The sequence below is a fragment of the Pseudarthrobacter sp. CC12 genome (assembly GCF_039907755.1).
GTDB lineage: Bacteria > Actinomycetota > Actinomycetes > Actinomycetales > Micrococcaceae > Arthrobacter > Arthrobacter niigatensis.
On sequence record NZ_JARDJH010000005.1, the window covers coordinates 216,541 to 230,485 of the forward strand.

General features: G+C 65.2%; 12 protein-coding genes and 1 pseudogene. 7 read left to right on the forward strand and 6 right to left on the reverse strand.

Annotation, left to right across the window (positions count from 1 at the left end):
• Positions 1-55: 55 nt before the first annotated feature.
• Entirely contained in the window at positions 56-1,135 is a 1,080-nt protein-coding gene (locus tag PV772_RS06605) for a LacI family DNA-binding transcriptional regulator (protein ID WP_347885691.1), read from the reverse strand.
• A gap of 57 nt (positions 1,136-1,192) precedes the next feature.
• On the opposite strand from PV772_RS06605, the gene PV772_RS06610 reads away from it, so the two are divergent.
• Together PV772_RS06610 and PV772_RS06615 are read left to right on the forward strand one after the other, a co-directional pair.
• Positions 1,193-2,929 (forward strand): alpha-glucosidase, encoded by a 1,737-nt coding sequence (locus tag PV772_RS06610; protein WP_347885692.1) that lies wholly within the window; start codon positions 1,193-1,195, stop codon positions 2,927-2,929.
• The gene (locus tag PV772_RS06615; RefSeq protein WP_347885693.1) at positions 2,929-4,368 is read left to right on the forward strand and encodes a sugar porter family MFS transporter; all 1,440 of its coding nucleotides are present in this window, start codon (positions 2,929-2,931) and stop codon (positions 4,366-4,368) included. The genes PV772_RS06610 and PV772_RS06615 overlap by 1 nt, the downstream gene beginning before the upstream one ends.
• 125 nt (positions 4,369-4,493) lie before the next feature.
• On the opposite strand, the gene PV772_RS06620 is transcribed toward PV772_RS06615, so the two are convergent.
• Genes PV772_RS06620 through PV772_RS06630 form a run of 3 tightly spaced genes read right to left on the reverse strand, consistent with a single transcriptional unit; the run spans position 4,494 to position 6,394 of the window.
• Positions 4,494-4,997, reverse strand: coding sequence for a hypothetical protein (locus PV772_RS06620; RefSeq protein WP_347885694.1), 504 nt, complete (start codon positions 4,995-4,997; stop codon positions 4,494-4,496).
• A gap of 17 nt (positions 4,998-5,014) precedes the next feature.
• The gene (locus PV772_RS06625; RefSeq protein ID WP_347885695.1) at positions 5,015-6,061 is read right to left on the reverse strand and encodes a M23 family metallopeptidase; all 1,047 of its coding nucleotides are present in this window, start codon (positions 6,059-6,061) and stop codon (positions 5,015-5,017) included.
• 9 nt (positions 6,062-6,070) lie between these two features.
• Positions 6,071-6,394 (reverse strand): hypothetical protein, encoded by a 324-nt coding sequence (locus tag PV772_RS06630; RefSeq protein WP_347885696.1) that lies wholly within the window; start codon positions 6,392-6,394, stop codon positions 6,071-6,073.
• On the opposite strand from PV772_RS06630, the gene PV772_RS06635 reads away from it, so the two are divergent.
• Both PV772_RS06635 and PV772_RS06640 read left to right on the forward strand, forming a co-directional pair.
• Positions 6,379-7,767, forward strand: coding sequence for a type IIL restriction-modification enzyme MmeI (locus PV772_RS06635; protein ID WP_347885707.1), 1,389 nt, complete (start codon positions 6,379-6,381; stop codon positions 7,765-7,767). The two genes, PV772_RS06630 and PV772_RS06635, sit on opposite strands and share 16 nt — an antisense overlap.
• A 206-nt stretch (positions 7,768-7,973) precedes the next feature.
• Positions 7,974-8,693: pseudogene (locus tag PV772_RS06640) on the forward strand (transposase); the annotation flags it as partial.
• A 425-nt stretch (positions 8,694-9,118) separates the two neighbouring features.
• Here the strand turns inward: PV772_RS06640 and PV772_RS06645 are convergent.
• The gene (locus PV772_RS06645; protein WP_347885697.1) at positions 9,119-9,526 is read right to left on the reverse strand and encodes a hypothetical protein; all 408 of its coding nucleotides are present in this window, start codon (positions 9,524-9,526) and stop codon (positions 9,119-9,121) included.
• 408 nt (positions 9,527-9,934) lie between these two features.
• Here PV772_RS06645 and PV772_RS06650 point away from each other — a divergent pair, with 408 nt between their 5' ends.
• Together PV772_RS06650 and PV772_RS06655 are read left to right on the forward strand one after the other, a co-directional pair.
• Positions 9,935-10,327, forward strand: a complete 393-nt coding sequence (locus tag PV772_RS06650; protein ID WP_347885698.1) for a hypothetical protein — start codon at positions 9,935-9,937, stop codon at positions 10,325-10,327.
• A gap of 606 nt (positions 10,328-10,933) precedes the next feature.
• On the forward strand, positions 10,934-12,022 hold the full coding sequence (locus PV772_RS06655) for an IS110 family transposase (RefSeq protein WP_347885699.1): 1,089 nt from the start codon (positions 10,934-10,936) through the stop codon (positions 12,020-12,022).
• Positions 12,023-13,116: 1,094 nt separating this feature from the next.
• Here the strand turns inward: PV772_RS06655 and PV772_RS06660 are convergent.
• Positions 13,117-13,419: a DUF4287 domain-containing protein gene (locus tag PV772_RS06660; RefSeq protein WP_347885700.1), complete on the reverse strand. Its 303-nt coding sequence runs from the start codon at positions 13,417-13,419 to the stop codon at positions 13,117-13,119.
• Between the two features lie 144 nt (positions 13,420-13,563).
• On the opposite strand from PV772_RS06660, the gene PV772_RS06665 reads away from it, so the two are divergent.
• Positions 13,564-13,881 carry a hypothetical protein gene (locus tag PV772_RS06665; protein WP_347885701.1) on the forward strand — a complete coding sequence of 106 codons (318 nt, stop codon included), beginning with the start codon at positions 13,564-13,566 and terminating at the stop codon, positions 13,879-13,881.
• Positions 13,882-13,945: the final 64 nt, after the last annotated feature.

Genomic DNA, 13,945 nt, shown 5'->3' on the forward strand with positions numbered 1-13,945 from the left:
GGCCCATCCACGGACAGAGTTCACCGGTCGCAGGCGTCGGGGCCGTCGGCGTGGATCAGCCGCCGCCGTCACCCAGACTTGCCCGCGGGTGCAGTCTCAGCTCTGACGCAGGTCCGGGTGCTCCGGCGAGGGTGCTGCCGAGGCTCTTCGTGACGGCGAGCATGAGGCGGGCGCAGATCACGTCGAGGTCGAAGGAGATCGTCGCGAGCTCCGGTTGTGCGAGTCGCCCGGCGGGGATGTCGTCGACGCCGATGACCGCGAGCCGTGCGGGCACCTCGATGCCGGCGGCCCGGGCAGCAGTGAGCACGGCCAGAGCGACGTCGTCGTTGTGGGCGCACACCCCGGTGACACCGGCCTCGACGCACGAGCGGAGCTCCGCCGTCGATACCGCGCCACTCGGGGACCCCAGGATCAGGGGATCGGGCAGCGCCAGCTCGCGGCAGACGGCCGTCACCCCGGAGAGGCGCCCCTCGGCCAGGCCGGTGAGGCGAGGGTCCGCCGGGAGCGCGTACGCGAGCCGCTGACGTCCGGCGGCCACCATCGCCTCGGCCTGGGCGCGTCCGACCGCCGCAGTCGGAACGGGCACGTCGTGGACTCCGTCGGCGTCCCGTGCCGATGAGTGCGAGACCGTCCACCGCGCCACGGGGATCCGTAGCTCACGGATCGGGTCGATGCGCTCGGGGTCGAGGTCGACGAGGACGATGACGGCTGCCGGCAGCAGCTCCCGGCAGAGAGCACCGAGGTCGTCACCTGCGAACGAGAGCTTGGCGAGCAGGTGCAGGCCGGCGCGTGAGCAGGCCGTGGTCAGTCGCTCGAGCAGCCCGACGAGGACGGGGCCCACCGGGACGTCGGGGACGACGAGCAGCACGAGGTCGCTGCGTCCCCGGGCGAGCGCGCGGGCGGCACCCGATCGGACGTAGCCGAGCTCGGCGGCGGCGGCACGCACGCGTTCGCGCGTGTGTTCCGGGATGCTCTGACCGGGCTTGTCGTTGAGGACGTAGCTCACGGTTGCCGTGGACACGCCTGTTGCGGAGGCGACGTCCGCCAACGTCGGGCGTCGAACCACTGCCTCACCTCCGTGACGAGGATCACGAACCGGATGAACTGCCGACCCTTGTCGGGTGCGCGACTCCACCCTATATTAGTTATGCGCATAAGTGCAGCGCTTAAGTTTCCAATGGAGGAGATTGGCATGCCCACGAACAGCCGTGCCTGGTGGCACGAGGCGGTTGTCTACCAGATCTACGTGCGTTCCTTCGCCGACGCCGACGGCGACGGTCTCGGGGACCTCGCGGGTGTCCGCTCGCGCCTCGACCATCTCGAGAGCCTCGGGGTCGACGTCATCTGGCTCACGCCCTTCTACCCCTCGCCCATGGCGGACAACGGGTACGACGTCAGTGACTACGAGGCGGTGGACCCGCGCTTCGGTTCCGAGGGGGACCTCGACGATCTCATCGCCGACATCCACCGCCGTGGTATGAGGGTGATCATCGATGTGGTCCTCAACCACACGTCGATCGACCATCCATGGTTCGTGGAGTCGCGCAGCACGCGCTCGTCGTCTCGACGCGACTGGTACATCTGGCGGCCCCCGAGGGACGGGGTGGAACCAGGCACGCCCGGCGCGGAGCCGACGAACTGGCTCGGCTTCTTCGCCCAGCCGACGTGGACGTACGACGAGGAGAGCGGTGAGTACTACCTTCACCTCTTCGCCCCGGAGCAGCCCGACCTCAACTGGGAGAACCAGGAGGTTCGCCAAGCGCTCTACGCGATGCTGCGCCGCTGGCTCGCCCGCGGCGTCGACGGGTTCCGCCTCGATGTCATCAACCTCATCTCCAAGAGGTATCCGCTGCAGGACGTGCCGACGCCGCACTCGAGCCACTACGGTGATGCCTCCTCGCAGTACACCTGCGGGCCACGGATGCTCGAGTTCCTCGACGAGCTGCGGGACCAGGTGTTCGACACCGCCGAGAAGACCCTGCTCACGGTGGGCGAGATGCCGGGGGCGACCGTCGAGGACGGGCTCGCCGTCACCGGCGGTGAGCGCCCCCGCCTCAGCATGATCTTCACGTTCGAGCACATGGACGTCGATCACGCGCCCGGCTGGGGCGGACGGTACGAGCCGAGGCCGTTCGACCTGCTCGCGCTGAAATCGACCATGGCACGCTGGCAAAAAGGACTGGGCCGTTCCGGGTGGAACAGTCTCTACTTCGGCAACCACGACCAGGCCCGCGTCGCCTCCCGCTTCGGTTCCCGGTCGCCGGCGCACGCGGTCGCCTCGGCGAAGATGCTCGCCACGGTTCTCCACCTGCACCGTGGGACGCCATACGTCTACCAGGGCGACGAGATCGGCATGCGCAACTACCCGTTCGCGAGCATCGAGCAGTTCGCCGACATCGATGCGCACAACTCGTGGGCGTACGGCCGGGCACTGGGTGTCCTGCCGGAACGGCTCCTTGCGGGCCTGCGCCAGAACGGCCGCGACAACGCTCGCACGCCCATGCAGTGGGACGCGTCGGAGCACGGGGGATTCACCACCGGTACTCCGTGGCTGCCGCTCAACCCGAACACCTCCGAGGTCAACGTCGAGGCTCAGATCGACGACGCGGACTCGGTCCTCGCCCACTACCGACGCCTCATCGAGCTGCGTCACAGCAGTGACATCGTGGTCTTCGGTGACTACCGCCTCCTCGCCCGCGACCACGAGTACCTGTACGCCTTCGAGCGGACGCTCGGCGACGAGCGATGGATCGTGGTCGCGAACTTCTCCGACGAGGAGCTCGATGTCGCTGCGGCTCTCGGCGGCGCCGTCGGTGCCGCCGAGCTGATACTCGGGACTCACCACGAGCCGCCCGAGGGTGCGGTCCTGCAGCGGCTGCGCCCCTGGGAGGCCCAGATCTGCCGTGTGCTCAAGGGGAGTGAGCAGTGATGGCATCGACCCCCTCGGCATCGGTGAGCAAGAGGCTCGTCCTGGTCACGGTGACCGCAGCGCTGGGCTTCTTCCTCTTCGGCTACGACACGGCCGTCATCAACGGGGCTATCGACGCGCTCGCCGACCACTACGGCCTCGGCAGTGGCCTCAAGGGCTTCGCGGTCTCCTCTGCCCTGCTCGGTTGCGTCATCGGCGCGTGGTTCGCCGGCCCGCTGTCGAACCGCGTCGGCCGGGTGCCAGTCATGCTCACCTCGTCCGTCCTCTTCCTCGTGTCGGCGATAGGTACTGGCCTCGCGTTCGGCATCACCGATCTCATCGTGTGGCGGGTCGTCGGCGGTCTCGGAGTCGGCGCCGCCTCCGTCATCGCCCCCACCTACATCGCCGAGATCTCTCCAGCACACATGCGCGGGCGCCTCGTCTCGGTGCAGGGCCTCGCGGGTGTCACCGGCATCGCGGTCTCGCTCTTCGTCGATGCCGGCCTGGCGTGGCAGGCCGGCGGTGCCGCGAACCCCCTCTGGTTCGACCTGCCCGCGTGGCGGTGGATGTTCATCGTCGAGGCGGTTCCGGCCATCGCCTACGGCGTCGCCGCACTGAGGGTGCCGGAGTCACCGCGATACCTCGTCGGCCTCGGGCGCGACGCGGACGCCGAGCACGTGCTGAGGACCTGCACGGGCCTGGCCGACCCACGCGCGAAGATCGAGGAGATCCGTGGCTCGCTGCAGACGGACCGCCGCGCATCGCTACGCGATCTCGCGGGTCGGGCGTTCGGGCTCAAGCCGATCGTGTGGGTAGGCATCCTCGTCGCGGCCGCCCAGCAGTTCGTCGGTATCAACGTCATCTTCTACTACTCGACCACCCTCTGGCGCTCGGTCGGATTCGGTGAGTCGAACGCACTGCTCATCACCGCGATCACCTCCCTCATCAACATTGGCGCGACGGTGCTCTCGCTCCTGCTCATCGACAAGGTTGGCAGGCGCCTGCTCATGCTCTCCGGGTCACTCGGCATGGCGGTGACCCTCGGGGTCATGGCACTCGCGTTCTCGCAGGCGATCACCACCGTCGCTGGTGAGGTCCTGCTGCCGGGCGTCTGGGGTGTGGTCGCCCTCGTCAGCGCCAACCTGTTCGTCGCCTTCTTCGGCGTGGCCTGGGGCTCGGTCATGTGGGTGCTGCTCGGCGAGATGTTCCCCAACCGAATCCGTGCCGGGGCGATGGCCGTCTCGACCGCCGTGAACTGGCTGTCGAACTTCGCCATCTCGACCACCTTCCCCGTGATGGCGGCGATCTCGTTGACCGGCTCGTACAGTTTCTACGCACTCAGCGCCCTCGCGTCGTTCTTCCTCGTGAAGCACCTCGTCAAGGAGACGGCGGGCATCGAGCTCGAGGACATGGACAGTCAGCTCCGACACACGCCTGCCCCGGATCACGGCAATCGGTAGCCGGGCGAACCCCACCGCACCGATCGGTGTGCTCCGTCGGTCCACGACCGACGGAGCACACCTGTGGCCGTTCGGGTGAGGGCATGCCGTGAGCGAAATCGGTTCGAGGGCGCGGCGGGGCTGATCTAGGCTGTCCGGGCGCCCGACCCTGTCGGGCCAGTGCCCCCGGCCAGGAAGGACTGGCGTAGCTCTCGCCGGGTCGTGGGGCGCGTGGCTTCGGGCGCCTCCCGCACCCATGGTGCAGAGCTGCCTGTGGAGGCAGGATTCTGGGTCTGCGGCGCTGCCGGGGGTGGGCTGGCGGGGGCGGTCGCTGGGTCGTCCACGGGCGTGGCCTGCCGGCGCCGGGAGCGGCGCTGGGGTGCGGCCTCGGCGTCCTCATCAGCTTCGACGGTGCCGTCGGGGTGGACGATGAGCGGCCAGGTCCCCTCCGGGCCGGTGGCGGTGACGCGCACGGGCCGGTTGACCTTGGTGGCGGTTTCGGCGATGACCGCGACGATGGCGGCGCGGGCTGCCTCGGCGTGTGTGGTCTCGATGGGCCGTGAGGTGCCGTTGATGATGATCTCGCCGGTGCCGTCCTCGCGGGTGACGGCCTGGATGCGGGGCCAGGTCGCCACTGTCCTGGTGGTCATGACTTCTCTCCTGTCTGTCACAGCGCGATGCCGAGGTCGGCGAGGAACTCTCGGGGGTTGACGGGCAGGCCGTCGACGTGGATCTCAAAGTGCAGGTGGCAGCCGGTGGACCAGCCGCTGTTGCCGGTGCGGGCGATCTGCTGCCCGGCCTCGACCCGGTCGCCGACCGCGACCAGGACTCCGCTGGCGTACATGTGCTTGTAGCGAGTGATCACGCCGTCGTGGTCGACGTCGAGGGTCCAGCCGCCGTACTGGTCGGTGAATACACCGATGACCGTGCCGGTCTGGGCCGCCCAGATGGGTCCGCCGCAGCCGCCGGCCTGGAAGTCGAGTCCGGCATGGAGGCGGGTGAAGGCTCCGGTGACCGGGTCGGTGCGCATGCCGTAGCCGCTGTTGATCGGCCCCTCAGCGGGCAGTGCCCAGCCTTCGGAGCTGACGGTGCCCGGCGTAGTGCCTTGGCTCGTGCACACGACGCCGCCGGCGCCGAGGTTGAGGCCGGTGTCGGTGCCGGAGAGGGCTTCGACGACGGCGACCGCGTCGTCCCAGTACCGCTCGTAGTGGAAGGGGTCGGCGTTGCGCTGCACGCGGTGGGCCACCATGGTCGGCTCGAGGGAGTCGCGTTCGTGGAGCTGGATCATCGCCTCGAAGAAGTTGGTGGCTGAGACGTAGGGGTCCATGCGGTCGGCGTAGCTGCCCCAGGCGCCGTTGTCGCGTTGCTGGAACAGGCCGCGGGAGTCCGGGCCGGCGGCGTCGCCGTGGTCCAGGACGTGCAGGCTGTACTCGCCCATGGCGGTCATGACGCCGATCGTCTGGTCCCGCACGCTCATCCCGAGGTCCGCCCCGGCCCGCAGGATGTGGGCCGCGTTGATGAGCTGCTCGCCGCGGTATCCGTTGACCTCGCCGGTGGGCACGTCATCCGCGCCGATGGTGACGGTGGAGTCCTGGCCGGGATTGCAGGTCGCCTCCGCCGACGACCCACCCAGCAGCAGCAGGCTGAGCACGAGCGCGAGGAGGCCAGCGGGGATGAGGACGATCCCCGTGATGGGCAGGAGCTTGGATGACATGGCATGACCTCAGCCCGCGGTCTCGGGTGGGGTGATGCGCTCGGCGAGCCAGGGGGCGTTGGCGTCCTGCCGGCTGAGCAGGACTGTGTAGTCGCCGATGTCGGTGGGGACCGTGACGCGGGCGATGTATGCGCTGGTGTCCTCGCGCGCGGAGGGCTCGGCGGTGACCTCGCGTGCGGGGATGCTGGCGGGCTCGACGTAGACGTAGTCGGCCTGGGCCTCGCTGCTCAGGAGCGGCTCCAGCGCCGCCCACCAGCTCTCGTGGTCGAGGTCGGGTCGCGCGAAGGCGCGCATGACCTCCTCGCCAGCGGCCGCAGCTGCGGCACCGTTCATGTGGTAGTCCCCCAGCACGGTCGTTCGGCAACCCTCCTTTTATCGGTCAGTACTCCAAGTCTGCGCAGCAAACCGAAGACATGAAACGGGCGTGGGGGCCGGACTACGACGGATACCTCGACTACGTCACCGCTTGGCACGCAAAAGCTCTCAGCTTCCTCAAAAGCGCCCCTGGTGGCCGGTTCGGTTTCGTCACCACCAACTCCATTACGCAGGGGCAGCCCGTCCCCGCTCTTTTCAAGCCAATCCTTCGGGATGGCTGGAGGGTCCGTTTTGCCCACAGAACATTTGCGTGGACATCGGAAGCCACCGGAAAAGCAGCTGTGCACTGCGTCATCGTCGGATTTGACCGGAACGCGTCAGATAAGGCGCGACTCTGGGAGTACGAGAGCCCGAAAGCAGATCCAGTTGAGGTGGACTCGCGCACGATTAACCCCTACCTGGTGGATGCACCTACGGTACTGATCGAAAAGCGAAGTCAGCCGCTTTCGCCGCACCTTCTTCCCGTTACTAAAGGATCACAGCCCACGGATGGCGGCCACCTCATTGTCGAGGGAGATGAGGCTCCGGCACTGAAATCCGACCCCATCGTCGCCCAGTACCTGCGGCCATTTGTGGGCGCGCGGGAACTCATTAATGGTGGGAACCGCTGGTGCCTCTGGCTGGAAACAGTATCCGCGCAGGACCTAAGAGACTCGGGATTTCTAAGGGAGCGCATCGAGAACGTGAGGCGGTTTCGTCTTGAAAGTACAAAGGCGGCCACCCGAGCTCTTTCTTCTACGCCTGCCGTCTTTGCAGAGCGTAGACAACCTTCCGTTCCGTATCTATGCATCCCCTCGGTTGTCAGCGAGCAAAGGCCCTACCTGACCTGTGGCCGCTTCGAACCAGATGTCGTCACGAGCAATCTAGCCTTCACGGCGCCCGACGTCGATGGATTCCTCTTCGGAGTCATATCTTCAGCCATGTTCATGACCTGGCAAAAAACGGTAGGTGGCCGGCTGAAATCGGACCTCCGATTCTCAAACACCATTGTGTGGAACAACTTCCCCCTAACTGAGATCACTGAGCTTCAACGCTCGCGTGTCATCGAAGCAGGACAAAACGTGCTTCGAGCCCGTGAGGAACATCCCGGTTATACGCTTGCTGACCTATATCACCCGCTGGCGATGCCGCAGGACCTCGTCACAGCGCACAAGGCTCTGGACCGTGCCGTTGATTCGGTATTCGGTTTTCGAAAAGCACCCACGCTTCTTGAGAGGCAGGAGCGGCTCTTTGACCGATACGCCCAGCTCACAGCTGGCTTGTCCGGGTCCAGTCTTGGCAGTGTGAGCGATGCGCACTCAGCCGGAGCCGATGCAGGGACTCAAGCGTGATCACTGGAAGCAACCGCCGAGCGGACGTAGAGTTCACGCCTGCCTTAGCGTGGGCGTCCGCTGGCGCGGCCGGCTGTTGGGTCCAGGGCGCACCGTCGCAGAGCTCCGGACCCCCTGAACCTGTGTGTCTACGACGTTTTTGTGTGACGGCTTCGAAGGATTGGCCGCCTGCCTCCCCGCGATGACCCGACCGCTGATTGAGAGACGCGCTGGAACGTGCCTTCGACTACAGCCGCTCCAAAGCCGCCTTGTTGCTGCTCACCAAACACCGGACTCCGGACGGGATCCGCCGCACCGGCCAAGCCAGAATCCACGCCTGGCTGAAGAAACACGGCACCCGCTCCTCTGCAGCCGTCGCCGCAGCCGCCGTAGAGGCCGCAAAATCCCAGCACACCACCGTTCCCGCCCAGCAAATGGGGGAGGAGATCGTCGCCGCCCTCGCCCGGGAAATCACCACCCTGAACGAGGACCTCGCCAAACTGGATGCGCTGATCAGCGAGAAAGTCACCGAACACCAGCACACCGAGGTGCTGTTGAGCATGCCGGGGTTCGGACCGGTCCTGGCCGCGGAGTTCCTTGGCGCGACCGGCGGTGACCTCACCGTCTTCCAGTCCGCCGACCGGTTCGCCGGCGTCGCCGGACTGGCCCCCGCACCCCGTGACTCCGGCAGGATCACCGGCAACCACCATCGGCCCCGGCGCTATGACCGCCGGCTCCTGCGGGTTTTCTACCTTTCCGGGCTCTCGGCCCTGAAGTCCTGTCCCTCCTCGCGCGGCTATTACGACCGCAAACGCACCGAAGGCAAAACCCATATCCAGGCCATGCTTTCCCTGGCCCGGCGTCGTCTCAACGTCCTCTGGGCCATGCTCCGCGACGGGACCACCTACACCCCGGGGCCGGTCCAGGCTGCGCGGTTTGCCGCCTGACTCTTCACAGGAGGAAGACCTTATCGGGAACCATCGGATGCGTCCCGTTCCTCTCCCGCTGCCTCAGACGCTTCATTGCCCCCGAGATCTACTACAGCCTGAAGAGAGATCTCTCCGGTGTCGACCGAACGCATGGGGTGTTGAAGTAGTCTCAGGCATGACCGGCAGAGTCACTTAGAGAAGAGGCCCCAGGATGGCACGTAAGGAAAGACTTCGGCGCATTGTCTTCGTGAGCTGCATAACACTCGTATTGAGTGTTGCCGCAACGGTGGTCCTCGGGCGGCTCTTTCCGCAACTTGGCATGTGGGCCCAGGTCATATGCGTGGGAATTGGCGCCGGCGTTGCTGTGCCGATGTGGATTGAATACATGAACCGATCCCGGGAGCGCTAAGACGTCGAAGTTCAGCAGAGGCTCTACCCTGCATTTAGGATCTCGACTCAACCTTCGCTGCCGCGGCAGCGACGGCGAGAAGTTCTTCCAACCGTTCTTCGAAGGTTTCCTTGGCTCCGAAGAAAGCTTTCTCGACCAATCGGAAGCCGAACGTGTCAAAAGCGTGGGCTTCGATCACCGATCCCTCAGCTGCAGGCGTCGCTTCAATGACCAGGGCCACAGGAATGTTTTGTCGGCCAGCAGGAAAGAGGTTGCCCCACAGCCGATACTGCCAATTTGATCCGCAGCGGATCCTTACGGCATTGCCGTCCTGATCGACTGTGGCGTTTCGGGCGGAGAATGCTCGGGAAACAGCATCTGACGCAGCTGACGCCGTGAGTGAAGACGCCCAGCGTTCGGTCCGCTCAAACATTGGCTTGTTCTTGGGCGAATCCAACCCCATTGGTTCATTCCTCACGCCACGGCCAAACGCCGGGCGGCGACGGCTACATACGATGAACCTACAGGGGATTGCACTGCTTTGCCACGGCCCAGCGGGCACCAGATCGGGCCTTGCTGCGCTCGGGCAGTACAAGCATTCTTCATTTCCTTTTTTGCTGCTGTCCGTTGGATCATACGTGCCCGCTCCACCGGCTCAACCGTCCTGCGGACGGCAGCGCACCGGATGCCTTGGGTCGGCGCTGCGCTTATTTCCTCCCACAACCCATCCGCTGCTTGCCCTGCGGGTTGCCCCGGCTCCGTCGGGCACAGCTACGCGATGCTCCGCCAGCAGGCAAAAAACATGGTGGGGGAGAGGGATAGCCGGTACTTCAGGCACCCGCCCCGCCCCAGCGAAACGGAGCATCACCTCATGAGCACAGAAACCATGACCCGCACGGTCACGGCCGACACCGCCGAACCGGTGACCGCCCCGGTCCTTCCCGCCGACGACCCGACCGGGGACGGGTACGACTGGATGGACACCCTCGAGGGCACCGCGTGGTCCGTGCTGCCGAACTGGGCCAGCGAGGGCTGGGACGCCGGGTCCTGGCCCTACATCATCCTCGCCGTCGCCCGCACCCGCGACGAAAACGGGGAACTCTTCGGCTACGGAACCTACGTCGAAGGCGACACCGCGACGCACTGGTTCCGCTCCACGGACGCCTGCTTCGAAACCATCACCGGTCTTCTTCCACTGGTCCTCCGGCCAGTCCGATGGCCCGGACAACCTCCCCACCACAGCCGCCGAACTCCCGGAGCATGACCGCAGACCGTATCCGGGCTGGACCAGCTAAAGGGTTTCTTGAGGTGTCCCGGCCAAGACCGGCCGGGACACCCTCACTGCACACCAACATCCGTTGACAACATCATTGAGATTCCTTCGGATTGTACGTGCCCGTTCCGGCCCCTCTAGCCCCTGTCGTTCCTCCCGGGGCCTGCGCCCCGGGAAAGTCTTCTCCGGCGCTCCTTCGTCGCTTATTTCCTTTCGAAGATTTCCCGGGTCTTGCCCTGCGGGTAGACGGGCCTGCACGTGCACAGCTCCGCAAGCTTCGCCAGCAGCCAAAAACAACTGTGAGTCTTGCAGTGGTTGGTCTGGGACTGGCTGGCAGTGTTGATGCCGGTCGTTCTGCCTGGCGCGTGACTCGAAAAACAATTTGCTCCTCTTGAGGGTGCGTTTCCCCCGACTTGTCCGCGCTGGGTGGAGCGGCCGGCGTTGGCCTGTTCCACGTTGGTGGCTTGATTAGAAGCTTGCCCAGCCTTTGGTGGTTGTGGCTCATCACAGTTTTGCCTCGAGGTGACTCTTCCCAGGTCCAATACCGGCCGCCGTGCGGCCGTTCTTGTCCGTTCGAAAGGAAGGAGGGTCACAGCGTTGACTATCGTTGCTCAGACCCGACCATTCGTCATCGGCGTGGACTGTCACGCCCGCACCCACACTTACGCCGTCATCGAGGCCAGCAGCAGGCGACAAGTCGCGAGCGAGCAGTTCCCAACGACCCCGACAGGGATTTCCCGTGCACTTGCCTGGGCAGGCCGCAGGACAGACGGGGATATGGCGTGTTTATGGGCCATTGAGGGTGTCGGTACTTATGGGGCACGTCTGGCCAGGGCCGTAACCGACGCCGGCTACGACGTCGCCGAAGCTCCACGGATGAACGCCCGTGGCCGCCGGGGTCTCGGTAAATCCGACCCGCTGGACGCGGCCGCCATCGGAACCGCTGTTTTGGGCCTGGAGGAGTCGCAGCTCCGAGCTCCGCGTCGTGATGAGGGAACCCGTGCCGCACTCAGGATCCTCAGCGCAGCTCGGGATCAGTTGACCCGCGACCGGACAATGAATGTCAATGCACTCGTCGCCTTGCTCCGGGCACATGGTCTTGGAATTGACGCCCGTAAAGCACTGGTCCCCGCGCAGATCGCGACGATCACCAGATGGCGGGAACGGCAAGAACCGATCGAATTATCGATTGCTCGCGAGGAAGCAATTCGGCTGGGACGCCGCGTTCTCGAAGTGACCACCCAGCTGGCAGCGAACCAGAAGCGCATGACAGAGCTGATCCAGCAAAGCCCCGCTGCACCGCTGTTGGAGATTATGGGCGCCGGGGCGGTCACGGTAGCCACTGTCCTTACGGTGTGGTCGCACCCCGGCAGGGTACGCAGCGAAGCTGCCTTCGCCTCACTGGCAGGGGTGAATCCCTTGCCGGCCTCAAGCGGCAACACAGTCCGGCACAGACTTAACCGGGGTGGCGATAGGCGACTCAACCGGGCTCTGCACACCATCACCATGACCAGGATGACCCACGACCCCGGAACACGGGACTATGTTGCTAAACGCACTCAAGAGGGTCGTAGCTACCGCGAAATCCGAAGATCGCTCAAGCGCTACATCGCCCGGACCCTCTACCGACAGCTCAACACCCTGTACGCCACCGCAGGACCGGCCACATCAGTGTCGCCGGGGTAGGACGTCATGGGAAATGGAAGCAGGCCAAGGTGCTGTTGACCTGCCGGTCCTCGCGGTGATGCTCTTCCCCTCCGGCGTCGACCCTAGGTTGCTATCCGCGATGCTGGATGGAGGTTTTTTGCGGAGATAAATGGCGTCATGGAGGTTCGTTCGTGCTTATTGCCGGCTAATCGCACGTCGCTCGGGACATCCGATGGTTGAGGGATTGTGTTTGATTCGCCTGAGGCGGCGATAAGCGCGGGCGCGTGCGCGAATCCATCGAGCGTGCCTGCGCAGCCACCAGGTGAGTGCGAGGCTGAGGATGATGAACGGGAGCAGCTCGGGGGCCAGGGCGACCGCTCCGAAGATAATCTCGAATGCTTCGAATCCAATCAGCGAGCCGGCGGCGAGCCAGGCCCACCCACCGACGAGGGTGGCACGTATAGCCAGTCGTCGTACGAGTCGACAGGCGAGGTTCCACAGCAGTCGAAGGTGCCGCTGGGGCAGTGAGCGGTAGCGCGGGGATTTGCTGCGAAGAAAGGGGGTATTGCGGTGCATGGGTATTGGCTCCTTGTAACGGCGTCAGAAAGTTTCCTGAGGTCGCTGAGGGGAGCAGGGCATACACCGCACCGGCAGGGTCCAGCTGCTTCGTAGTTGGTTCGCCGGTACTAGTGGTGTTCTAGTGGGCTGTTTTGGGGCTCCCGGGGCGACGTGACGTCACGCCCGGAGCGCGGGGCCCGGTCCCACCGACGGGTGTTGCTAACAGTAAGGACAGGGCGCCTGGTTTGGGCTGGTCTTCCAGTCCTTGAGGAGGGTAGGTGCTGGCAGCTGGGACGAGCAGGGCGTACAGCAGTGATTGGAACGCGTAGGCCATGAAGACGGCAACGGCCACGGCAAGGGCAAGCATAACGAGAGCTGTCATAGGGGGTGCACCCGCGCTGATGGTTGTGCGGATCAACACGTCGATGTGGACGAACCGCTCCAACAGGTCCCACCCGAGTAATGACACTGTGCCTCTCCAATCGAGTTCACGGTAGCACGGACCAGATCACCACGATCAGCCTTGTGCGGGGCGGTTTGGTGCTTGGGAACCATGGGCCCCGATGGACGGGCGATTACGCCCCTGTGGTGGTTTCCCGTGCGGCTATGCCGTCAAGCCTCAGCGTGTCAGAGGCATCTCGGTGTACGCCGTCGGATCCTACGTGCTTTGAGCTGATTTTGGGTCCTTTGGTAATCACGTGTACCAGCGCCATCCCGTGGCCCCGGCCCAGGCCGTAGTCATCCTTGAGCCACGCCAGGATGTCACCCGCCTTGCTACCGGAGGCGTCCAGTCCGCGCTCATGTGCCTTTTCAACCAGTTCTGCCGGCGTCAGGCCGGTCTTTTGTTCGATCGCATCCAGATAAGCCTGAAAGGACATGTGTCCCCCTCACTCGAGTCCTGAACGGTTTGCCTCCGACAGGACTGTAACAGCGGAAGGTCCTGTGCGGGGCCGTTTAGGATGGGAAAAACAGCAGGTCAATGGAGGTTTTCTGTGACGGGGGATCAGCACAAAGGGCGCGCCATGACCACGCGTCGTGCGGTCGTGATGGACAGGCTTAAGTCCTGGGCACTTCCGATTGGTGTGGCGGTCGTGGCTGCCGGGCTCGGTGCTGCCAGCATCACGGGTGCCTTGGCGGACCGTGACCGCAAAGCCCAGGAATCAGCGGCGAGCCAGAGCGCTGCCGCCACCCCCAACTGCGAGGTCGCGGACCGGAACACCCTAGTGCCGGCCTCGGGCGCGTTGTTTGGGGTGAACCTGAACATGGACGCCAAGCCGCTGTCCCAGTACGCCGCTGATCTCGGCCATAAACCCGCAGTCAGCGTGAGTATGACAGTCTGATCGGAGCCCACTAGGACGGCCCGAACGGTACCCACCAGCCGGACATGCCGAACCTAATGACGGC